This is a genomic window from Paenibacillus sp. J5 (assembly GCF_054955055.1).
This window is the reverse complement of the sequence record NZ_JBUEDD010000010.1, coordinates 151,556-171,840: the sequence shown is the minus strand read 5'-3', so window position 1 is coordinate 171,840 and position 20,285 is coordinate 151,556. Positions and strand designations below refer to the sequence as shown.

Sequence of the window (20,285 nt, the reverse complement as noted above, 5' to 3'; positions counted from 1 at the left end):
CCGGGTTCGATGATTCCATGAAAGAGAGGAAACATGGCGTGAACAAACGTTGGTTCCATCTAATGATTATTGCGGTGCTCCTGCTGGCAGCCATTCCGGGTCATGCATGGGCGGCCTCGAATAATGTCACGATTACGGATATTACGAGCAAGGTGCCTGGGGATACGATTACGATCGCCGGATCATCCAGCTATTCAGAAGTGATTGTCAAGGTTGTTGCACCGAACAATACCGTGCTCTATTATGATGTCGTGAAGACAAGCGGCGGCACGTATTCGGTATCCATCAAGCTGCCTGCCGGGGCAACGCTGGGCACCTATACGGCGGCGGTCGGCCAAGGAACAGACGTTGCCTCCGATCCGTTCGAGGTGAAGGCAGCCTCGACCTCTGGCGGCTCCACTGGCGGTGGCGGCGGAGGAGGCGGAGGAGACGCCTCCACGACGACACCAAGCAACAGCCAGCAGATTCAGGTTGCGGGCGGTCAGGCTGTGCTGAACGGTGCAGTCATCGATATACCTGCCGCGGCGCTGGACAGCAGCATGCGCATTACCGTTGTGAAGGTCGCGGATACATCGAAGCTTCCGGTTCCTGCAGAACAGGTGCTAGCAAGCGATGTATTTGAAATTACGAAGGACAAGAGCGGCAATTTCCTGAAGCCGATCACGATCACCTTGCCAATCAGCGTGTCAGGCATTACCCTGAGCACGCATAAAGTGGTCATCGGTTGGCTCGATGAGACCAAGGGCATCTGGGTTCCGCTTGACAATCAGCAGGTCAATTGGGCGACACGCACGCTCTCGGGAACCGTGAACCATTTTACCAAATTTGCCGTTCTCTCCGAGAAGCTCCCGAGCGATCCGAAGCCGTCTACTCCGGTTCTGACGGACATCAGCGGCCACTGGGCTGCGGCTCCGATCCAGAAGCTCGTTGCACTGAACGCGATTAGCGGCTATCCCGACGGCACCTTCAAGCCGAATAATAATATTACCCGCGCGGAGTTTGTGTCGGTGCTGACCAAGGCGTACAAGCTGGAGGCGAAGGGCAGCGCTGCGTTCGAGGATACCGCTTCGCACTGGGCGAAGGACGCGATCGTGGCTGCTGTGGAGGCCGGCATCGTCAATGGCTACAGCGCCGAACGATTTGGGCCTAATGATCTCATTACACGTGAGCAGATGGCGGTGATGATTGCCAAGGCTGCCAAGCTGTCTGAGGTTGAAGCCGAAAGCTCGTTCACGGATAGCGCCGACATTGCAGCCTGGGCGCAAAAGGCAGTTGCCGCGGTATCGTCCAACGGCATTATGAGCGGCTATAAGGACGGTTCTCTGCGTCCAAAAGGATTGGCTACGCGGGCGGAAGCTGCGGCTGTCATCCTCCAGGCGCTCGCCTTGAACTAATCAGAACAAATTTAGAATCACCATACCCAAACCGCCGAGTCGGCGACAGGGATGGTGATTCTGTTTTTGGCAAAGCTAGATGGAGAGGGAAGATTGCTTTAGTAGTAAACATTTGCAAAGCGGCTTAAAAGTGCTTAAAATTAAGGAAATAGCCGATAAGGTGGCTGTACATCGCCAATATCGGCTCGTTTGTCTTCTATATCGCTTTTTTTTATAGTACAATGTTGAATAGTCCTCGTTGCAGGATAGATGGCTTGGCATCCATACATAGTTTTGTTTGCCCGCGAGCGCAAGTCGCGCTGCATAATGAACACAAGGGGAGTGAGCGCCGTGACGATTCAGATGAACACAGAATCCGGGACGATATATATTGCCGATGAGGTTGTATCTGTAATTGCCGGATCTGCCGCTATGGAGTGTTACGGACTTGTAGGCATGGCATCCCGCAAGCAGTTCAAGGACGGCATCGCCGAACTGCTAGGCCGCGAGAACCTGTCCAGAGGGGTCGAACTTCGCCGGGAGCAAGACGCACTGCACATCGATCTGTATATCATCGTAAGCTACGGAGTCAAAATTTCAGAGGTCGCGCATAACATTCAATCCAAAGTCAAATACGTGCTCAATGAGGTGGTTGGCATTCAGGCTGATCATGTTCATGTATTTGTTCAAGGCGTTCGTGTATCTCGGTAGGGGAGGGTATCCATATGAGTAAGCGCTTTATTAATGGAAGCGACTTTACTGCAATGGTTTTTATAGGAGCTGAGCATCTACAGCGGCATGTGGAGCATGTCAATGCGCTAAATGTGTTTCCAGTGCCGGATGGCGATACGGGAACGAATATGAATCTGACGATGAACGCCGGGGTGCAGGAGCTGCGCGGCAAGCCATCGGAATCGCTGGCAAAGGTGACGGAGGTGCTCTCCAAGGGGCTTCTGATGGGCGCAAGAGGCAACTCTGGCGTTATTTTGTCTCAGCTATTCCGCGGCTTTGCCCGCGGTGTGGCTGGACAGGAGCAGGTGACGCCTGTCCAATTCGCAGCAGCGCTGCAGCAGGGAGTCGATACAGCCTATCGAGCTGTCGTCAAGCCGGTGGAAGGAACGATCCTGACGGTTGCCAAGGAGGCTGCCAAGCATGCGGTTTACTATGCTCGTCGTGCCCAGAGCATAACAGAGCTGATGGAGGAGGTCTGCGCGAAGGCGAATGAGGCGCTGGCGCGCACGCCAGAGCTGTTGCCGGTGCTCAAGCAGGTCGGCGTTGTCGATTCGGGCGGCCAGGGGCTGGTCTATATCTATGAGGGCTTTCTGCAGAGCCTGCGTGGAGCGGAGGCTGGCGTCATGCAGGAGGGACATCGGGACAGCGTTCCTCCAGCGGCGAGCCTGGAGAAGAAGGGAGCGCCGCTGGGGAGCGCGCGCGGGGCGGTTGCTCATACGGCTGCCAGCCAGGGGAGCGGGCGTTCAGCGTCTGCTGCTCCAGCCTCCGCAGCAGCCCAGTCGCAGCTTTCGACGGAGACCATTGAATATTTGTATGACATGGAGTTTTTCATTCAGCGGACGCTGGGAGGGGTTCCGGCTGTCCAGTTCGATGAGGCATCCTTCAAGCAGGCATTGTCGCAGGATGGAGACTCGATTCTGGTCATCGTTGATGACGATGTCATCAAGGTGCATGTCCACTCGCGCAAGCCGGGGGATGTATTGAATCTGTCGCTGCCGTATGGCGAGCTTACCGATATTCAGATTCTGAACATGCGTGAGCAGCACCGCGATCTGCTTCATGATGGCACGGTCTATGATGAGAGCATAGAGGTTGCTCCGGCATGGAGCAGCTATGCGAGCGTTGAGGAGGAGGCGCTCGCTGCCCAGATGCCTTCGGTGCTCGCCGGTGCTGCTGCGCCGAGCGCGCTGGAGGAGGTTTATGAGCTGGCGCCGTATGGAATCATCAGCGTGGCGCTGGGTGAGGGCATTGCGAGCATCTTCCTTGATAATAATGTCGATATTGTGTTGTCTGGCGGTCAGACCATGAATCCGAGCGCTGAGGACTTCGTGCAGGCAATTCATTCGCTTCCTGCAGAGCATATCTATATTTTGCCGAACAACAGCAACATTATATTGGCAGCTCAGCAGGCCGCTGAGCTGAGCGAGCGGCAGGTAACTGTCATACCGACCCGCTCGATTCCGCAAGGGATGGCGGCGCTGCTGGCCTTCAAGGATCATGAGACGCCGCAGCGCAATGAGGCGTTCATGCAGGAGGCGGCACAACAGGTGCGCTCCGGGCAGGTGACGCATGCGGTGCGCGACACGGCCATCGAGGAGCTGACGATTGCAGCAGGCGATTATATTGGCATTCAGGAGAAGGCCATCGTGGCGTCAGCGCCTGAGTTGATCGGCGTCTGCCGCGAGCTGCTCTCTCGCATGATCGGCGACAGCGGAGAGCTGGTGACGATCCTCACCGGCGAGGATGCGCCGCAGGCGGTGACCGAGGAGCTGTCGGACTGGCTGCGCGAGACGTATCCAGAGGTGGAGCTGGAGGTTCACAGCGGCGGTCAGCCTTTATATCCGTATCTTTTTGCCGTAGAATAATGTTAAGGAGAGGGGGGGAAGATCATGGGAGCACAGCAGGTCATTATTGTGACGGACAGTACAGCGGACATTGCTCGCGAGGTGCGGGAGGAGCTAGGCATCATCATGGTGCCGCTCAAGGTGCATTTCGGCCATGAGGTGTATGAAGACGCCGTAACGATCGAATCGGATGAATTCTTCACCAAGCTGATCGCTTCGGATGTATTGCCCACGACCTCGCAGCCCTCGCCGGCCGACTTCATGGCGGTCTATGACCGGCTGCTGAAGGAGCATCCTGGCGCAGCGATTATCTCGTTGCATCTGTCCTCAGCGCTTAGCGGGACGTACCAGTCGGCGCTGCTGGCAACCTCCTTGCAGGAGCAGGAAGGGGATATTACGGTCATCGACTCGAAGATGGCCTCCTACGGCTACGGCATTGCGGTGGTGAAGGCAGCCCGGATGGCGAGGGAAGGGGCGGGCAAGGAGGAGATTCTAGCCGAGATTGCCCGGCTGCGTCAGGATATTCGGCTGTACTTCCTGGTGGATACACTGGAATATTTGCAAAAGGGCGGAAGGATCGGCAAGGCGGCGGCGCTGTTCGGCTCGATTCTGAACATTAAGCCGATCTTGACCGTAGATAATGAGGGTATGGTTGCCGCAGTGGACAAGGTGCGTGGTCAGCGCAAGGCAATGGCTCGAATGATGGAGCTGCTGAAGCAGGACTTCGACGGTGTGCCCGTTCATATTATGATGGCCTCTGCACACCATGAAGGCAATGCGGCGGAGCTGCTGGAGCTGGCGAAGGCGCATTTTGATGTGCGCGAGGTCGGCTTTACGAAGCTGGGCGCGGTCATCGGCACCCATGTGGGTCCGGGCGCAGCCGCTATTTTCATGTCAAGGGCGTGAGGGTGGAACGATGACGATGGTTATAGATCAGATTTCTGTCCGCCAAGTGAAAGGCGTGAGTGCTCCGAAGGAACAGGAGCTTCACGCCTTTGGCGTTCATACGGTTGGAGATCTGCTGGAGTATTATCCGTTTCGTTATGAGGATTACCGGATTCGGGAGCTATCCTCGGTGAAGGATGGCGAGAAGATTACGGTGCAGGGCAAGATTATGGGGGAGCCGGTCATGCAGCGCTACGGACGCGCGAAGTCCCGGTTGAGCTGTAAGGTGGCGGTCGAGCAATGGCTGGTGACAGCGGTCTTCTTCAACCGTCATTATCTGAAGGATCAGCTTCAGCCAGGGCGTGAGATTGTGCTGACAGGCAAATGGGATCAGCGCAGGCTGCAGCTAACGGTGGCGGATTCGGAGTTCCCCGGTGGCGCATCCGCCAAATCAGGCACGCTGCAGCCGGTCTACTCCGTCGGGGGCTCGCTCACGCAGAACTGGATGCGCAAGACGATCGGGCAGGCGCTGCTGCAATACGGCACGATGGTTGAGGAGGTGCTGCCGCGCGAGCTGGTGACCCAGCACCGACTTATGCCGCGCCGCGAGGCAATTCGGCGCATCCACCATCCCGAGGACTCGCATGAGGGGCAGGAGGCGCGGCGGCGAATGGTGTATGAGGAGTTATTTCTGTTCCAACTGAAGCTGCACGCTTACCGCGCCTGGAATCGCGATCGCAAGGACGGGGTCGCCCACAAGATCGACAATGAGGCAGTGCTGGCCTTCGTCCGCCAGTTGCCCTTCGAGCTGACGGAATCGCAGAAGAAGGTGACGAACGAAATTCTGCATGACATGCGCCAGCCATACTGCATGAACCGGCTACTGCAGGGCGACGTTGGCTCTGGCAAGACGGTGGTCGCAGCGATCGCGCTATATGCGGCTGTAACCTCGGGTCATCAGGGAGCGCTGATGGTGCCGACGGAGATACTGGCAGAGCAGCATATGCGCTCCTTGCAGCGGCTGTTCGAGCCGTATCATGTGCAGGTTGGGCTGCTGACGGGCAGCATGACGGAGCGCCAGCGGCGCGATGTGCTGGGCGGACTGCAGATGGGACTGACGCAGATTGCAGTGGGCACGCATGCGCTCATTCAGGACGGGGTTCATTTTCAACAGCTTGGCGTTGTGGTGACGGATGAGCAGCACCGCTTCGGGGTGAATCAGCGCAGTGTGCTGCGGCGCAAGGGGATGAACCCGGATGTGCTGACGATGACGGCGACGCCGATTCCCCGCACGCTGGCGATTACGGCCTTCGGCGACATGGATGTATCGACGCTGCGCGAGCGGCCGCAGGGGCGCAAGCCGATCAAGACCTATTGGGTCAAGCACGAGCTGCTGAATCGGGTATTGGGCTTCATCCGCCGCGAGGTGTCGGCAGGCAGGCAGGCGTATCTGATCTGCCCGTTGATCGAGGAGTCGGACAAGCTCGATGTGCAAAATGCGATTGACCTGCATGTGCAGTTGCAGCAAGCCTTCCCCGATTATCGCGTCGGTCTGCTGCACGGGCGGATGGCAGCGGCGGAGAAGGAGGAGGCGATGCGCCAGTTCAGCGTCAATGAGACGCAGGTGCTCGTCTCGACGACAGTGGTTGAGGTTGGCGTCGATGTGCCGAACGCGACGCTGATGGTGGTGATGGATGCCGAGCGCTTCGGTCTGTCGCAGCTGCATCAGTTGCGCGGCCGTGTCGGGCGGGGCGCTCATCAGTCGTACTGTGTGCTCATCGCTGACCCGAAGTCGGAGATCGGGCAGGAGCGGATGAAGGTGATGACGGAGACGGATGACGGCTTCGAGGTGTCGCGGCGTGATCTGGAGCTGCGCGGCCCAGGCGACTTCTTCGGAACCAAGCAGAGCGGGCTGCCGGAGTTCAAGCTCGCCGATATGTCGAGCGACTTCGCGGTGCTGGAGCAGGCGCGCGATGATGCGGCGCAGCTCGTGGCGGATGAGCGCTTCTGGAAGCTGCCGGAGTATGGGGCGCTGCGCGAGCGGCTGACGCGGGAGCAGATTTTCCAGGGAGACTTGCTCGACTGACGCAACTTCCGGGCAGAGCCGGCATATAGTAAAGAATTGTCGGCTATCGGGCCGCTCGCCAGAGACGGCCAGGCCTGAATACGGAGGTGCGCATCTCATGAGCTACAAGAAGTTCGGCATCCGCCCGGAGCTGGTCGAGCGCGTGAAGGCGAAGCTGAAGCATACGCCGACCAAGGAGCGGATCAAGCTGCTGGTGTCGGATCTGTCGAAGCAGGATCTTCAGGACCGCGGCAAGGTGCGGCGGTTGGTCAAGTCGGCGGCGGCGATCCTGAAGGAGCCGCTGACGGATACGCAGGAGGAGCAACTGGTGGCGTTCGTGATCGCCCAGAAGATTGATCCGAAGAATACGTTTCATCTCATCAAGCTGTGGGGCATGTTTCGCTAATATGTGCCGATGCCAGCCGTCCCGCCCAGGTGCCCTCGATTGTATGGGGCCGGGTGCGTACAGGAGAACGGTTCATCTGTCCTTGTGAGGGCAGGTGAACCGTTTTTTTTGCCTGGAGCTTGAATGAAAGCCATCCGCTCGTGCCGATACTGGTAGTTAGGATCGATACGAAGGAGTGCAGGCTAATGGGGCAAGGGAACAAGCGCATCGGTGCGCCGTGGAGGAAAGTGCGGGATTGGATCAAGGCGGCGCTAAGACAATCCGGCCGCCTGCTGCGGCTGCCACAGCACGCGCTCTACTATGTTGTTGCCAAATGGCGGGGGCAACAGCGATCCCGTCGTATGGCCCGCAGTGCGCGCCAGCTCCGTTTGCGCCCGGATTCGCTGCAGCTGCTGCTCCAGGCTTGCCGCCGGATGGGGCGGATGTCCTCTGGGCCGCTGCTGGCAAGCAGCCAGCGGATCGGGAGCGCCATGGAGGCGGCTAGCGAGCTTGGCGCTCAGGCGTCTATGGATGCTGCCGACTCCGCGGCCTTATCCCAAGCGGCGCCGGGTGCCGCGCAGAAGTCTGGTTTGGCTGACCGCCGTCATGCAGCCAAGCACCGCTCGCTGGGAGCTGCGCGTGGTGCAAGGGGCAGGCATGACGGTACAGGGGATGAAGTCAATGCGAAGGCTGATCAGGCGGGTCCTGGCAGGGGCGGTGCAGATGAGTCTGTTCGCCCTGTTCCTGAATGGTCGCCGCATGGCAGCGTGTCTGCGGAGGCTCGCTTGCGGCGTGAGAGCGAGCTGTGCAGCGAGCAGGAGACGGAGCTGCTGCACAGTATTCAGGAGCGGACGGAGCGCTGCAACCGCAATAATGTGACGCGCACTCAGGCTTATTGGGACATGTACAGGCGGCACCCGGAGCTGCATTGGGCGCTGCTGGCGCATATGGTGTCGCGCAATGGCGGCTGGAATATGACGGATCTGCAGGGCGGACTGCTGCCTGGGCTGCTGTCTTGGCAGCAGCGGGAGGATACGTTCTGGCTGCTGGAGCGGGCCAATGCATTCATTTTTGGGGATGCTTATCCCCAACTGCTGCTGTATGAGGCGGGCAAGCGGGCGGGGCGCGATCTGTCGTATCTGTTGCCTGCGCTGGGGGTATCGCGATTCATGTTCCCGGCCTGGCGGATTTTTTGGCGCGATCGGGATGCGGCGTTGTTGACCGTGTCGCTCATTATTAACGAGCAGCATTATATTGAGCGCAGAGTGGTGCAGCACCCGGAGCTGAGCGAGCGGGTGGTGCAGGCTTCATTTTTCGAGCTGCAATCGCTGTTGCAGCTTAATCAGGTCATCTTTCCCTATGCGGCTTGGCCTCAACCGCTGCGGCTGGCGGGTCTGATTCTGGAGAACTTCGGTCATCTGGAGGAGCGGATTGAATTCGGCAAGCAGCTATATGCGCTGCTATTTGCTGTTCCCGAGGTGCACCAGGGCGTTGTGCGCTTCGCTCGCGCTGTTCGTCATAGCGGCTCCAGAGCGGACTATGCGCCGCATCTGTTTGCTCCAGGCCAAGCGGAGGGTGCTGGCAGCAATGGAGGAGAAGCGTCAGGGATTGCGGATAGGCGGCAGGACGCGGGCAGGCTGATCCTTAGCCCGATGCTGTCGCAGGCTTGGCCGGACCGTCCGCTGGAGCGCCCCGTACCGGGAGATTGGTTTGCGGGATTGGGGGATGTGGAGCGTCATCTGACACGGCTGAGCCTGCCGCCGTCCTTTGAGATGACGAATGAGTATGGCTTCGGCTTGTCCAAGCTCAAGCTTGCCGCTGCAGCGGCAAGGAGCGCAGGCTGGTCGCAGGGATAGCAGGGGCGAGGAAGGATGGCTGGAGGAGGGAGACGGCGAGCGCGTGCTTGCTGTCTCCCTTTTTGCCATGCAATCCGTCAGGGGAAGGACGTAAATAATTTCCTGTTGCATAACGAATGTTTGTTCGGTATATAATAGATACGAACATATATTCGTTGTGCGGCAAAGGGCGAAGAGCCGGGGCAGCCGCTTGTTATGGAGGGGGAGAAAAAATGGAGCGAGTCATCATGCTGGTGGATTGCCAATCGTTCTATGCATCTGTGGAAAAGTCAGCCCACCCCGAGTATCGCGATCGGCCGCTCGCTGTTGCAGGCGATCCTGCACGGCGCTCCGGCATTATTCTGGCTGCGTGCCCGCTCGCCAAGGAGCGCGGGGTGACGACGGCGCAGCGGCTGGGTGAGGCGCTGGGACAATGCCCGGAGCTGGTCGTCATCCGTCCGCGCATGCAGACCTATATTGAAGCTTCGTTGAAGATTACCGAGATTTTTCATCGGTTCACCGATCTGGTAGAGCCGTATTCCATTGATGAGCAATTTCTTGATGTGACGGGCTCGCTGCGCTACTTCGGCTCGCCGCCCGAGCTGGCTCGGCAGTTGCAGGACTATATTTTGCTCAGTACCGGTGTGTGGGCGCGGGTCGGTATCGGACCGACGAAGGTGCTGGCGAAGATGGCGACGGATATTTGGGCGAAGAAGCTGACAGAGGGCGTGTTCACTTTGCCGACAGCGCGGGTGGAGGAGCTGCTGTGGCCGCGTCCGATCCGCCAACTGTTCGGTGTCGGCTCGCGCATGGCGCGGCATTTTGAGCGGATGGGGCTGCGCACGATCGGGGAGCTGGCTGCTGTGCCGCTGCCGGAGCTGAAGCGGCGACTTCGGCTGCGGCTGGGTCGCAACAGCGATATTCAGGCGGAGCTGTATTGGCAGACGGCCAGGGGGCTCGATCCCAGCCCGGTAGCGCTATCGACACATGACCGTCAGCAGGCGGTTGGGCATCAGATGACGCTGCCCTATGATTACGCAGCGCCGGAGGAGATCAATATTATTTTGCTGGAGCTGAGCGAGGAGGTGTGTCGGCGCTGCCGGGCCAAGGGCTATATGGGCCGCGTGCTGGCTGTCAGCGCGCGCGGTGCGGACTATGACGCGCCTACAGGGTTCTCCAGACAGAGTACGCTGCTTGACCCGACGCATCTTACAGATGAGGTGTATGCGGCTGCGCGCAAGCTGTTCTATGCGCATTGGAATGGCGAGCCGGTGCGGCAATTGGGGGTGGCGCTGTCCGGGCTGTCTCCCGATGGGGAATACCAACTGACGATGTTTGGCGATCGGGAGCGCAAGCGGCGGCTCGCCAAGGCGACGGATACGATCAAGGCGCGCTTCGGAGCCGCGGCGCTGCTGCGCGCGTCTTCTCTGACGGATGCTGCCCAGGCGCGTGAGCGCGAGGCGAAGATTGGAGGGCATTATAAATGAGCAAGAAGCTGGAGGGCAATGGGCGCTGGGAGTCGAGCCGCATGATGCTGCCCGAGCATCGGGAGCAGTATCTGCTGATGAAGGAGGGGGGCAATTCGGAGCAGGCTCGTGCGCAGATTCCGACCCGCGAGGAGCTGGAGCTGATCCGTGATGTGGTGCTGCTGCCGATGATGCTCAGCGTAGTCGAGAAAAACAGCCGCGAAATCGAATTGTCCGGCTATTCGATGAAGGGGCTGTATATCAAAGCGTCGCAGGTGCTGCTGACCCGCATTCATCATGATCTGGCGCGAACCCGGCGCGAGCTGCGCAACCGCAGCATCAAGGTATTCGAGGATGAGCGGATCGACAGCGCGCTGCATTATCATTTTATATGCCGGGGCTACGAGAACCAGTTTGCGATGCTGCGCGATGTGATCCGCTCGGAGATGAGCATGCGCATCGCCCGGTATGTGCAGGAGATGTTCCGCTAGCTGGCAGCGCTCTAAGCGATCGGGGTGCCGTTTGCTAGCGGTTGATCGGGCTGCAGCAGCACGACATCGCCTTCTCCGGGCACGGCGCCCAGCACGAGCACCTCGGACTTGAAGCCGGCGATGCGGCGCGGGGGAAAGTTAACGATGGCGACTACTTGCCGCCCGATCAGTTGCTCTGGGGTGTAGCGCTGCGTAATCTGCGCTGAGGAGCTCTTAATGCCCAGCTCGCCCAGATCAATCTGCAGCCGTATGGCGGGCTTTCGGGCCTCTGGGAAGGGCTCGGCCTGTAGGATGGTGCCGATCCGCATGTCGAGCGCCATAAAATCGTCTAAGGTTGCCATGATGGGGTTCCTCCTAAGTGAAATAGCAAAAGACCCGGGCTTCGCCGCTGCAGCGCCCGAGTCTCCTGCGAGGTGTAGTCTTGCCTGTCCAGCCTTGCGAGCCTGTATGACGCTCAGGCTCAGGATGATGGGTCATCGTAGTCGACGATATGCTTGACGATCTGTGAGATCAGCTTAATCTTGCCGGGCGGACAGCCCTCAAGCATATCGATGATCTCGTTGCGCAGAAAATCATTGGAGGCCTTGTTCGTGCCGCCGAGAATATATTCCGGCGTTTCCTCAAGCACAACGCAAAGCTCGGAGAGTCTATCCAGGTTAACCGGTGTTCTGCCACGTTCGATCTTGCTTATGTAAGCATTGGAAACATCGAGCTGCTCGGCAAGCTTCTCCTGAGTTAATCCCTTGTTCTTTCTCGCTTTTCTGATTCGTTTCCCGATTAATGTGTAATCAAAGCTCATCTCTATCACCTATCCTGAAGTCACAGGGGTTGGGCCAATAGCAGGCCCCCTGTTATGGAAAGATTAGCGTCGGATGCACCGATTAGAATTCATCCATAGCAATGACAGCGTGGTGTAGTCTTGCCTGTCCAGCCTTGCGAGCCTGCATGACGCTCAGGCTCAGGATGATGGGTCATCGTAGTCGACGATATGCTTGACGATCTGTGAGATCAGCTTAATCTTGCCGGGCGGACAGCCCTCAAGCATATCGATGATCTCATTGCGCAGAAAATCATTGGAGGCCTTGTTCGTGCCGCCGAGAATATATTCCGGCGTTTCCTCAAGCACAACGCAAAGCTCGGAGAGTCTATCCAGGTTAACCGGTGTTCTGCCACGTTCGATCTTGCTTATGTAAGCATTGGAAACATCGAGCTGCTCGGCAAGCTTCTCCTGAGTTAATCCCTTGTTCTCCCTCGCTTTTCTGATTCGTTTCCCGATTAATGTGTAATCAAAGCTCATCTCTATCACCTATCCTGAAGTACAGGGGTTGAGCCAATAGCAGGCCCCCTGTTATGGAGAGACTGGAGTCGGCTGCGCCGATCGAAGCTCTTCCATAGCAGTGACATCTCATGCTGACAGCGCTTTAACGTTGCTATGATGCTTACTATGAATATAGCAACCAGCATATGAATGCTACATAGCTCAAAATTCAAGTTGAACCTATAAGTTAAAAATGGTATAATATTCACAATTACCCTATAGGTTCAATTAAAGGTGGGACATTGGTGAGTGCCCTATGCTTCTTGCTGTTCTCCACGTTGGAATGCATGTCTATATTCGGCATAGTGTTATCGCTGTTCAGGTACCGGATTACAGCGGATGTCCACTACTATGCATGCATTTCGTTGCTGATGTCGGCAGTCAGTTACGTCCTGTGGCAGGTCGTAGACAATCCGCAGTACGTCCCGGCCATGTCGCTGCTGATGTGCTCGCTGGCTCTGCTTGCGCGCAGCCAGGTGTCCGCTGGTGCGGCGATTGTGATGGCTGTCACAGGGTATACCGTGTACGGGGCGCTTCAGTCCGTTACACTGTATACGCTGGGTGAGGCGAGCCTGATACCCCAGGATGATGCTATTCGCAGCAATACGTTGGATGCATTCCTGCTACAGTCAATCAATACCTCGCTGCTGTTTGCCGTCAGCTATGTGCAGTACCGCAAGGGGTTTGGATTCACCTTCCCGCTAGGCTGGGTACGGGTGCAGGCGGGAGACAGGCTGTTAGCGTCTCTCATCTGCGTGGATATTGCGTTTGTCGCTGCGGTCTTCATGTTCCAGTATGAAGTGCTCATCGCTGCTGTGGTCTTCGCTGTCCTCCTGATCCTGCTGCTGCATGTTCTGTATCGAAAGGAGCGGCGTCATGTTAGAAGTCTTAGCCAGACATCTGGCAGGTAGAATGAAACAGGCGATACCCGATGAACCGGTTAGCGAGGCGGTGCTGCGTTACGGATGGGCGATTGTGCTTAATACGGTCTTCACGCTTGCGCTTAGCGCCGTATTCGGGCTGGCGCTGGGCAAGCTGGCGGAGACGATGACCGTGCTGTTCGCATTTGCCCTGCTGCGGGCGTTTACCGGCGGCTACCATTTCAAGTCAGGGACAATCTGTGTCGTCGTCTCCTCAGCAACGGCCGCGGCCTTGACCTTGATTCAGCCCGGCGGCTACCTGGTGTTGACGATGACGGTCGTCAGCGGCGTGCTGGTTGCGCTGTATGCGCCGGCAGGCATCGAACGACAGACGCGCATACCGGTTGCCTATCATCCGTTGCTGAAGGTGGTAGGACTGCTACTGGTGCTGACCAATCTGCGCATTCAGTCCGACCTGCTCGCCTTGAGCTGGTTTGTTCAGTCCATCTCACTCATTACGCTCCGGCCGCGAAAGGAGGTGATAACCAATGAGCAAAAGAGCACTTAGAGCAGCGGCAGCCTTAATAAGCTGCACGGCGGCCTTGTCCGTCATGAGCGCCAGCTTTCTGTGGGTGAACCAGCCAGAGGTGCCCGAAGAATTGCTGACATAGATCCGGTAGAAGGGCTGTATGTCGCGGCATCAAGGGATCTGGAGGGCCGAGGTCTGGAAAATATCCGGGTGGGGGACATCTTGTTTCTGGAGATGGTGCAGAACCGGATATTGGTGCATACAAGCGATAGCGTCTATTATCTTCCCAATTCGCTTGAGCGCTGGCTTCGCGCCTTCCAGACCGCAGGGCTGACATTTGAGCTGGTTGACCGGCCCTGCATCGCTAACCTGTCCAACGTGAAACGAATGGACCCTACATGGTACAGGCTGTACTTCAACGAGAAGCCTCAGCCTGGCGAGAAGCCATGCAACGTCGCACGCAGCAACTATCGGATTATAGCGAAAAAAATCCGAGAGTTAAAGTAGCCCCGCACATTTTGTGCGGGGTTTGGTTACGTTCAGGCCTCCCGTGGTCGGGGTAGACGCAGCATATCCATATTAGCATCGTCTTCAGAAGGATTACGACGAACGGAAAAGGACTTCATCGATTTGGGAGGCAATGAAGCCAGCCCTCCTGAATCCACATTTGCCAGAACGTGAGCTTTCGCCTTCCATTCAGGGTAATACGAGGATTGCATAACAACACCGGGGTCTCCCCCCATGACAAAATACTTGAACTTTTTATGGCCTATAATGGTCAACCAAACGCCATAGCCATAATGGATAAACTCACGGTCTTGAACGTGCGGGAAAAGCATGCGTTCCGTGAGGCCTCTCGATAATAATCGATTGCTCATTAATCCGTTCCAAAACCTGGTTAAATCATCTACTGTCGTATAGGCTCCTCCATCCGGTCCTCCTACAATGGGAATGGAGTAGATGTTGGTCTTCCAATTATCTCAGTACCTACATAGCCAATAGCGGTGCGTTCAGGCAACTGCTCCATGCGAAAGTATCCAGAATCATGCATTCCACAAGCTCGAAAGATATGTTCTTCCACATAATCGTTAAAACGTAATCCCGTTAATTTTTCAACAATCAATCCAAGCACAATGAATCCAGCATTGCTGTATGAAAACTGAGCTCCGGGTTCAAACTTCATTGGAAGATTCTGAAACAATGGCAGGAAGCTATCGGGCGCAGTAACATTGTACATAGGCACGGTTTTCCAAATACATTGATTTCCTTCATCATTTCAGCGTTCATATTATGCATATCTGTCTATCTCCTTCTGGATTGAAAGACTGCTTCTCTTTGTTTTCCTACAGTCCCAATGTGGTCTCAAGCTTAACGGAAATTCGGCATAATCTGCTCCCGTCGGAGGTTGAAACAGATGACATCACACGATATCATTCTGCTGCTCCAACACGTATCGAAGAACTGCCCTGCATTAAGTATAAAAAATATCTCATCTTCTAATATATAGAGAGAACAATTAGATGTATTTTAAGCATAAATGAGGCTCGACAGTGAAAAACAACTGCCGAGCCTCAGCTTTGAAAAGAACTTTAATCTACATCATAAATTTTCCATCCACTATCTGTTTTTGTAAGTGCAAAAGATAAAATTTCGTCATTTGTGAAGGTCACACTTACCACTTCAATTTTTTCATCGCCTTGTCCATAGGTTAGTTGTTTCAACTCAAAGCTTTCTGAATTATTCCAAAGCGAAAATGCACGTTCATCCAAACCAATTCCATCTAATACGGTCGATCTAATCAAGTCTTCATCTTTTGTATGTGTAGCTTGCATATAATTTTGAATCACCTTAACCACTTCATTGTTAATGTGATCATCAATGACTAACTCCCCTTTAATGGGGGTAGATTCCGATTTCGGTTCTGCATGATTGTTTTCCTCAACGACAGCCCCACCATTTTTTCGTCCATCAGATGGAGATGGGGGAGGATTGACTCCGTTTTGACAAGCCGTTAATAGAAGCGCTGACACCGCTACGATCAGAATGAATCTTGTTTTCATTTTTAACCATCCTAACTGACTGTATTTGAGCCGTACTTGTTCAACCCGCCTTCCATACACGTGAATACGGCACCTATGACTTTTGGATAAGAGTAGGATATCTACCCATCCAATTCCTCAGAAGCAATGATTTTATCGTATCGTGGGATAGATGATAGCTCTCCGTAAGCTGATCAATGGACACGCCAGCTTTGAACTTCTCACGAATCTCTTGGTTTCTTCGCGCCAGTTTGTCTCTCTGACCCGATTTTTCACCCCATGGTTTACGTGCTCCATCTTCTGTGGAATATATACGAATTCGCCCTGGATGTATTCTTGGATTTCTTTGAGCAATCTTTCAGGGGAAATGACATTTCCTTTTACATATTTCATCGAGGCACCGCTCCCTATATATAAAATCTATAAAGTAGAACGGAACCTGCTATCTTGTATTAACACAATAGGAATAACATGGTATCAACCCTCTCTCTAAAATACATATATTGGAGCGTTATGCAGTTCAAGGTTAACATACAGCGTAAACGCATTCAACCTATTCTGGAATCTATTCATCAGGATAAGAGAAATGACACCGCTCCGCTCATCTCCATGACATCTTGTGGCTCCGCTGCACATCATGCAAAATGTATCGCCGGCATGGTACGAGCCGCGATGTCTGGGACAGGCGGCGCATACGATGAGGAAGGAGGGGGGACTGCATATGAGAATAGCGATCGATGCGGGGCATGGCCCACAAACAGCGGGCAAGCGTTCGCCGGACGGCAGCTTGCGGGAGTTTCAGTTCAATCATGCGGTCGCGGTCTACTTGCGTGAGCTGCTGCAGCAATATGGCAAGGTGGAGACGCTGATGGTACATGCCGAGGACGGGAGTCGTGATGTGCCGCTCAAGGAGCGGACGGACAAGGCGAACCAGTGGCGAGCAGATATCTATCTGTCTATTCATGCCAATGCCAGCGGCAGCAGTTGGAGCACGGCAGAGGGAATCGAAACGTACATTCATCCTTTGTCCTCCGCTGCCTCGCTGCGGCTGGCGCAGGCGGTGCAGCGGCAACTGGTGAAGCTGACAGGTCGGCGCGACCGCGGGGTCAAGCAAGCTAACTTTCATGTACTGCGGGAGACGGCAATGCCGGCTATACTGGTGGAGTGCGGCTTCATGACGCATCTGGAGGAGGCACGGCTGCTTCAGACAGATGGCTACCGGAGGCAATGCGCGCAAGCGCTGGCGGCAGGAGTGGCGGAGGTCTACGGACTGAAGGCGGCCACGGGAGGTGGGGAACAGATGATTAACGGCTTCAAGGATGTGCCGCAGGAGCATTGGGCGGCGGCAGCAATCGGCAAGGTGACGGAAGCGGGCATTATGAACGGGGTGACCACGGATGAATTCGGCATCGGGCAGCCGGTAACCCGCGAGCAGTTGGCTGTCATCCTGGATCGGCTCGGGCTGCTGCAGAAGTAACGCAAAGAGAGCCGGGGTTGGTATGTCCTGGCTCTTTCTTCATATATAATGGAAGAACCGACCACGAAAAATCACCTCGAATGTTGTGTATTATGGGTTGGTCGGTTCTATTTTTGTTCTACACATAAAAGCGACCACCCCTTTGCAGGAGTGGTCTAAATATGGGAGAGGAGAAACCGGACGAAGAGCTTATGGGGAAACGTAAGTCTTCTCCGCGGTTGTCTTACGGCATCTCGCGATGCCATATCTACATGATGTCCGAATTGCGGGGTGGCTATACATGAGCGCTGAAAAAATTTCGGCGCTTTTTTGTTTTTTCAATAAGGGGGAATTGTGGTACGATAGCAGAAGTTAATTTTTGCATGCTAGCATCAGGAAGGAGAACACCGCAAGTGAGAGTGATTGCAGGCGAGGCCAAGGGGAGACCGCTGAAGGCGGTGCCCGGCAATCGGACAAGGCCGACGACGGATAAGGTGAAGGAGGCGGTCTTTAGCATTATCGGCCCTTTCTTCGATGGCGGGATGGCGCTGGATCTGTTCGCAGGCACCGGTGGATTAGGAATTGAAGCGCTGAGCAGGGGGATGGATAAGGCGATATTTGTCGATCTGGAGAAGGCGAGCATCGACGTGATCCGTCATAATCTTGCCGCGGCCAGGATGGAGGAGCGAGCCGAGGTGTACAAAAATGATGCGCGCCGCGCGATCAAGCTGCTGCACAAGCGGGGACTCTCGTTTCGGCTCATCTTCCTCGATCCGCCGTACCGGATGAAGGATGTGGATGAGCTGATGGAGGAGCTTGCTGCTCGCGAGTTGGTCGAAGAGGGGGCTACTGTTCTGGTTGAGCATGAATCTGATCATCACTATTCGGAACAGATCGGTCACTACAGCCAAGTCAAGCGCGCCGTATACGGCGAAACCGCTATCACCATCTACAGTTATCGTCAGACGCAGCATACAGGGGGGCTTTCAACATGTCAACAACAGAACGATTTGAACGAGTAGCGGTCTATCCGGGCAGCTTCGATCCGGTGACGCTCGGTCATCTCGATATTATTCAGCGGGCGTCCAAGATGTTCGATCGGGTTATCGTCGCTGTCTTGAATAACCGTAGCAAAAAGCCGCTGTTCTCCGTCGAAGAGCGCAAGGAGCTGCTGGCCAAGGTGACCAAGCCGATGCCCAATGTGGAAATTGACAGCTTCCGCGATCTGCTCGTCCGCTATATGCGCTCCAAAAATGCGCAGGTGATCGTGCGCGGCATTCGTTCGGTGACTGACTTTGAATATGAGCTGCAACTGGCGTCGACCAACCAGCATCTGGACAACGGCATCGAGACGATCTTCATGATGACCAATCCCAAATATTCGTATCTCAGCTCCAGCATCGTCAAGGAGATCGCTCAATTTCAGGGCAATGTCCATGAACTGGTGTCGCCTGAGGTCGAGCAGGCGTTGCAGGTCAAGTTCGCTGAGGTGCAGCCGGACAGCTAGGCCGCAAGCTGTGCGCCTGGTTTATTCCCTCTGGGGAGAGGGATCTGCGAGTGCTTGCACAGTGATCTGTCTACGGTAATGGATCAGGCCGAACTCTGTAGAGTTGCCATGGGAACGATAGCGGCACTATAGCGGCTTGCGATTGCCGAGCCATCGCAGCGTGGCGGAGGCCGCCGCAAGCACGACCAGCGCTCCCGCCAGAAGGCAGAAAGCCGCAGGCACATGGGTCCATAGCGAGGGCAGCTCGCGTGCGCCAACAGGGAGCGGCAAAGGGGCGGGGACGCTGGCAGGCGACCAGAAGGCGTGTTCATATTCGTCCGACTTCATCTGCTGACCTATATAGTGAAACGGCTTCCACATCAGCAATGCTGTTCCGAAGGCGAGTGCGGCGTGGAGCAGCCTGGCGGCAATGAACGAGCCGAAGCGCAGCTCGGTGCCCTGCAGCGCGCTGCGAATCTGCAGCAGCCCGCTCCACCCGCCCCAAGCGAGGATCGCTGCGACCACCGCCACACAAAGCGCCGGGCCAAGCTCATCATGCAGCAGGCTGGCGGAGTAGGCGCCCAGATGGCTCTCATAGAGGCCGGGAAAAGCAAGCAGGGACAGCTCGCCGGGTAAGGACAGCGCAAGCAGGCGCACGACCAGCGCGCCGAAAATAATGAAGCCGCCGATCTGCAGCAGCTTTTGAATGCTAAGAGAGATCGCGTCTCCCAGGACGCTGCCGAAGCTGCGCCCGTCCTCGCGGCGAGCCTGCAGCATGGCGCGGCCCGCTTGGTGCAGCAGGCTTTGCTGTGCCGAATGTGCCGCCTGTGCCCAATGCGCGCTAGAGGCGGCGCCGCCTGTGCCGAACGAGCGAGCAGGCAGCCTAAGACGCAGCACGGCACCGCACAGGAGGGCAGATAGCCATACCGCGCAGGCCAGCATCAGCCCCGCGGCGGGCTGATGGAGGAAGCCAGCGCCGATGACGATGAGCATGAACATCGGGTTAGGCATGCTGGAGACGGCCAAGAGCCACTGGCTCTGGCTGCGGGTCAGCTCCTGGCGAGCGAGCAGGCGTGCACATGCCTCGGCGCCCGCTGTATAGCCCGCCGTCCAGCCTAGAACGAGCGGCCAGGCGGAGGCGCCAGGCAGCCCTGTTGTCTTGCGCATCACAGGGCCAAGCAGCGCGCTCAAGCCATGGATGAGGCCGAAGGCAAGCATGAGCTCCGACAGCACCAGGAAGGGGAGTAGGCCCGGGAATACAATATTCCACCACATGGACACCCCCTGCAATGCCGCCTGGAATGCTTCCTCGGGCTGGGTAACGATCGATGCTACCAGCCAGAGTGCAATGATACCCATCACAATCGTTCTCGCCACCTACGATCCCTCCTCGCGTGTTGCGGCTCTATCTTGGCCGGCAGGGCAGGCCGCTTCACAGGCAGCCAGGCGCTGCGCTGTATGATCCAACATAGCCCGTACACCAATCCATAATTACAATGTACGCTGGCGAAATCCTGGTTA

23 protein-coding genes and 1 pseudogene are annotated in these 20,285 nt (G+C 56.3%); 16 read left to right on the top strand and 8 right to left on the bottom strand.

The features are described from left to right. The first annotated feature begins 38 nt into the window (after positions 1-38). From ACY1JZ_RS18975 to ACY1JZ_RS18935, 9 genes are all read left to right on the top strand, one after another. The gene (locus ACY1JZ_RS18975; protein ID WP_462630488.1) at positions 39-1,394 is read left to right on the top strand and encodes an S-layer homology domain-containing protein; all 1,356 of its coding nucleotides are present in this window, start codon (positions 39-41) and stop codon (positions 1,392-1,394) included. A 330-nt stretch (positions 1,395-1,724) separates the two neighbouring features. Next, a complete protein-coding gene (locus ACY1JZ_RS18970) occupies positions 1,725-2,084 on the top strand; it encodes an Asp23/Gls24 family envelope stress response protein (RefSeq protein WP_270171968.1) in 360 nt (119 codons plus the stop codon). 14 nt (positions 2,085-2,098) lie between these two features. Beyond that, a complete protein-coding gene (locus tag ACY1JZ_RS18965) occupies positions 2,099-3,970 on the top strand; it encodes a DAK2 domain-containing protein (protein ID WP_462630487.1) in 1,872 nt (623 codons plus the stop codon). Positions 3,971-3,994: 24 nt separating this feature from the next. Continuing rightward, a complete protein-coding gene (locus ACY1JZ_RS18960; protein WP_270171966.1) occupies positions 3,995-4,855 on the top strand; it encodes a DegV family protein in 861 nt (286 codons plus the stop codon). 10 nt (positions 4,856-4,865) lie between these two features. Next, entirely contained in the window at positions 4,866-6,920 is a 2,055-nt protein-coding gene (gene recG, locus ACY1JZ_RS18955) for an ATP-dependent DNA helicase RecG (protein WP_462630486.1), read from the top strand. A gap of 97 nt (positions 6,921-7,017) precedes the next feature. Further along, positions 7,018-7,305 (top strand): stage VI sporulation protein F, encoded by a 288-nt coding sequence (locus tag ACY1JZ_RS18950; RefSeq protein WP_270171963.1) that lies wholly within the window; start codon positions 7,018-7,020, stop codon positions 7,303-7,305. A 185-nt stretch (positions 7,306-7,490) separates the two neighbouring features. Continuing rightward, positions 7,491-9,140 carry a DUF2515 family protein gene (locus ACY1JZ_RS18945; RefSeq protein WP_462630485.1) on the top strand — a complete coding sequence of 550 codons (1,650 nt, stop codon included), beginning with the start codon at positions 7,491-7,493 and terminating at the stop codon, positions 9,138-9,140. Between the two features lie 212 nt (positions 9,141-9,352). Further along, a complete protein-coding gene (locus ACY1JZ_RS18940) occupies positions 9,353-10,606 on the top strand; it encodes a DNA polymerase IV (protein WP_462630484.1) in 1,254 nt (417 codons plus the stop codon). Beyond that, positions 10,603-11,076: a YhjD family protein gene (locus tag ACY1JZ_RS18935; protein ID WP_270171958.1), complete on the top strand. Its 474-nt coding sequence runs from the start codon at positions 10,603-10,605 to the stop codon at positions 11,074-11,076. The genes ACY1JZ_RS18940 and ACY1JZ_RS18935 overlap by 4 nt, the downstream gene beginning before the upstream one ends. 11 nt (positions 11,077-11,087) lie before the next feature. Here the strand turns inward: ACY1JZ_RS18935 and csaA are convergent, their stop codons facing one another. The 3 genes from csaA to ACY1JZ_RS18920 all read right to left on the bottom strand — a co-directional run bounded on the left by csaA (position 11,088) and on the right by ACY1JZ_RS18920 (position 12,373). Beyond that, positions 11,088-11,417, bottom strand: coding sequence for a chaperone CsaA (csaA, locus tag ACY1JZ_RS18930; RefSeq protein ID WP_462630483.1), 330 nt, complete (start codon positions 11,415-11,417; stop codon positions 11,088-11,090). Between the two features lie 119 nt (positions 11,418-11,536). Beyond that, a complete protein-coding gene (locus ACY1JZ_RS18925; RefSeq protein WP_462630482.1) occupies positions 11,537-11,875 on the bottom strand; it encodes a helix-turn-helix domain-containing protein in 339 nt (112 codons plus the stop codon). A gap of 159 nt (positions 11,876-12,034) precedes the next feature. After that, complete coding sequence (locus tag ACY1JZ_RS18920) at positions 12,035-12,373, bottom strand: helix-turn-helix domain-containing protein (protein ID WP_270171954.1); 339 nt, start codon at positions 12,371-12,373, stop codon at positions 12,035-12,037. Between the two features lie 266 nt (positions 12,374-12,639). Between ACY1JZ_RS18920 and ACY1JZ_RS18915 the strand changes: the two genes are divergently transcribed. Genes ACY1JZ_RS18915 through ACY1JZ_RS18900 form a run of 4 tightly spaced genes read left to right on the top strand, consistent with a single transcriptional unit; the run spans position 12,640 to position 14,290 of the window. Further along, positions 12,640-13,305 carry a hypothetical protein gene (locus ACY1JZ_RS18915; protein WP_462630481.1) on the top strand — a complete coding sequence of 222 codons (666 nt, stop codon included), beginning with the start codon at positions 12,640-12,642 and terminating at the stop codon, positions 13,303-13,305. Further along, positions 13,271-13,822 (top strand): accessory gene regulator ArgB-like protein, encoded by a 552-nt coding sequence (locus ACY1JZ_RS18910; RefSeq protein ID WP_462630480.1) that lies wholly within the window; start codon positions 13,271-13,273, stop codon positions 13,820-13,822. Before ACY1JZ_RS18915 ends, ACY1JZ_RS18910 begins: the two co-directional genes overlap by 35 nt. After that, complete coding sequence (locus tag ACY1JZ_RS18905) at positions 13,803-13,925, top strand: AgrD family cyclic lactone autoinducer peptide (RefSeq protein ID WP_270171948.1); 123 nt, start codon at positions 13,803-13,805, stop codon at positions 13,923-13,925. The genes ACY1JZ_RS18910 and ACY1JZ_RS18905 overlap by 20 nt, the downstream gene beginning before the upstream one ends. Continuing rightward, positions 13,883-14,290, top strand: coding sequence for a LytTR family transcriptional regulator DNA-binding domain-containing protein (locus ACY1JZ_RS18900; protein ID WP_462630479.1), 408 nt, complete (start codon positions 13,883-13,885; stop codon positions 14,288-14,290). Before ACY1JZ_RS18905 ends, ACY1JZ_RS18900 begins: the two co-directional genes overlap by 43 nt. A gap of 32 nt (positions 14,291-14,322) precedes the next feature. On the opposite strand, the gene ACY1JZ_RS18895 is transcribed toward ACY1JZ_RS18900, so the two are convergent. From ACY1JZ_RS18895 to ACY1JZ_RS18880, 4 genes and pseudogenes are all read right to left on the bottom strand, one after another. Next, positions 14,323-14,661: a hypothetical protein gene (locus ACY1JZ_RS18895; protein ID WP_462630478.1), complete on the bottom strand. Its 339-nt coding sequence runs from the start codon at positions 14,659-14,661 to the stop codon at positions 14,323-14,325. A 62-nt stretch (positions 14,662-14,723) separates the two neighbouring features. Then, on the bottom strand, positions 14,724-15,020 hold the full coding sequence (locus ACY1JZ_RS18890) for a serine hydrolase domain-containing protein (RefSeq protein WP_462630477.1): 297 nt from the start codon (positions 15,018-15,020) through the stop codon (positions 14,724-14,726). A 352-nt stretch (positions 15,021-15,372) separates the two neighbouring features. Then, entirely contained in the window at positions 15,373-15,843 is a 471-nt protein-coding gene (locus ACY1JZ_RS18885; RefSeq protein ID WP_462630476.1) for a YajG family lipoprotein, read from the bottom strand. A gap of 73 nt (positions 15,844-15,916) precedes the next feature. Further along, positions 15,917-16,215, bottom strand: a pseudogene (locus ACY1JZ_RS18880) (CD3324 family protein). A 328-nt stretch (positions 16,216-16,543) separates the two neighbouring features. On the opposite strand from ACY1JZ_RS18880, the gene ACY1JZ_RS18875 reads away from it, so the two are divergent. The 3 genes from ACY1JZ_RS18875 to coaD all read left to right on the top strand — a co-directional run bounded on the left by ACY1JZ_RS18875 (position 16,544) and on the right by coaD (position 18,785). Then, positions 16,544-17,299: an N-acetylmuramoyl-L-alanine amidase gene (locus ACY1JZ_RS18875; RefSeq protein ID WP_270171944.1), complete on the top strand. Its 756-nt coding sequence runs from the start codon at positions 16,544-16,546 to the stop codon at positions 17,297-17,299. A gap of 392 nt (positions 17,300-17,691) precedes the next feature. Next, complete coding sequence (gene rsmD, locus ACY1JZ_RS18870; protein WP_270171942.1) at positions 17,692-18,300, top strand: 16S rRNA (guanine(966)-N(2))-methyltransferase RsmD; 609 nt, start codon at positions 17,692-17,694, stop codon at positions 18,298-18,300. Next, positions 18,270-18,785 carry a pantetheine-phosphate adenylyltransferase gene (gene coaD, locus ACY1JZ_RS18865; RefSeq protein WP_270171940.1) on the top strand — a complete coding sequence of 172 codons (516 nt, stop codon included), beginning with the start codon at positions 18,270-18,272 and terminating at the stop codon, positions 18,783-18,785. Before rsmD ends, coaD begins: the two co-directional genes overlap by 31 nt. 126 nt (positions 18,786-18,911) lie before the next feature. Here the strand turns inward: coaD and ACY1JZ_RS18860 are convergent, their stop codons facing one another. Then, on the bottom strand, positions 18,912-20,141 hold the full coding sequence (locus ACY1JZ_RS18860) for a nucleoside recognition domain-containing protein (RefSeq protein ID WP_462630475.1): 1,230 nt from the start codon (positions 20,139-20,141) through the stop codon (positions 18,912-18,914). Positions 20,142-20,285: the final 144 nt, after the last annotated feature.

Coding starts and splice junctions, on each gene's coding strand:
- ACY1JZ_RS18895 (WP_462630478.1), bottom strand. CDS start 14,661: ATGAGCAATCGATTATTATCGAGAGGCCTCACGGAACGCATGCTTTTC.
- ACY1JZ_RS18905 (WP_270171948.1), top strand. CDS start 13,803: ATGAGCAAAAGAGCACTTAGAGCAGCGGCAGCCTTAATAAGCTGCACG.
- coaD (WP_270171940.1), top strand. CDS start 18,270: ATGTCAACAACAGAACGATTTGAACGAGTAGCGGTCTATCCGGGCAGC.
- ACY1JZ_RS18920 (WP_270171954.1), bottom strand. CDS start 12,373: ATGAGCTTTGATTACACATTAATCGGGAAACGAATCAGAAAAGCGAGG.
- ACY1JZ_RS18940 (WP_462630484.1), top strand. CDS start 9,353: ATGGAGCGAGTCATCATGCTGGTGGATTGCCAATCGTTCTATGCATCT.
- csaA (WP_462630483.1), bottom strand. CDS start 11,417: ATGGCAACCTTAGACGATTTTATGGCGCTCGACATGCGGATCGGCACC.
- ACY1JZ_RS18910 (WP_462630480.1), top strand. CDS start 13,271: ATGTTAGAAGTCTTAGCCAGACATCTGGCAGGTAGAATGAAACAGGCG.
- ACY1JZ_RS18950 (WP_270171963.1), top strand. CDS start 7,018: ATGAGCTACAAGAAGTTCGGCATCCGCCCGGAGCTGGTCGAGCGCGTG.
- ACY1JZ_RS18885 (WP_462630476.1), bottom strand. CDS start 15,843: ATGAAAACAAGATTCATTCTGATCGTAGCGGTGTCAGCGCTTCTATTA.
- ACY1JZ_RS18960 (WP_270171966.1), top strand. CDS start 3,995: ATGGGAGCACAGCAGGTCATTATTGTGACGGACAGTACAGCGGACATT.
- ACY1JZ_RS18925 (WP_462630482.1), bottom strand. CDS start 11,875: ATGAGCTTTGATTACACATTAATCGGGAAACGAATCAGAAAAGCGAGA.
- ACY1JZ_RS18875 (WP_270171944.1), top strand. CDS start 16,544: ATGAGAATAGCGATCGATGCGGGGCATGGCCCACAAACAGCGGGCAAG.
- ACY1JZ_RS18890 (WP_462630477.1), bottom strand. CDS start 15,020: ATGTACAATGTTACTGCGCCCGATAGCTTCCTGCCATTGTTTCAGAAT.
- ACY1JZ_RS18965 (WP_462630487.1), top strand. CDS start 2,099: ATGAGTAAGCGCTTTATTAATGGAAGCGACTTTACTGCAATGGTTTTT.
- recG (WP_462630486.1), top strand. CDS start 4,866: ATGACGATGGTTATAGATCAGATTTCTGTCCGCCAAGTGAAAGGCGTG.
- ACY1JZ_RS18945 (WP_462630485.1), top strand. CDS start 7,491: ATGGGGCAAGGGAACAAGCGCATCGGTGCGCCGTGGAGGAAAGTGCGG.
- ACY1JZ_RS18935 (WP_270171958.1), top strand. CDS start 10,603: ATGAGCAAGAAGCTGGAGGGCAATGGGCGCTGGGAGTCGAGCCGCATG.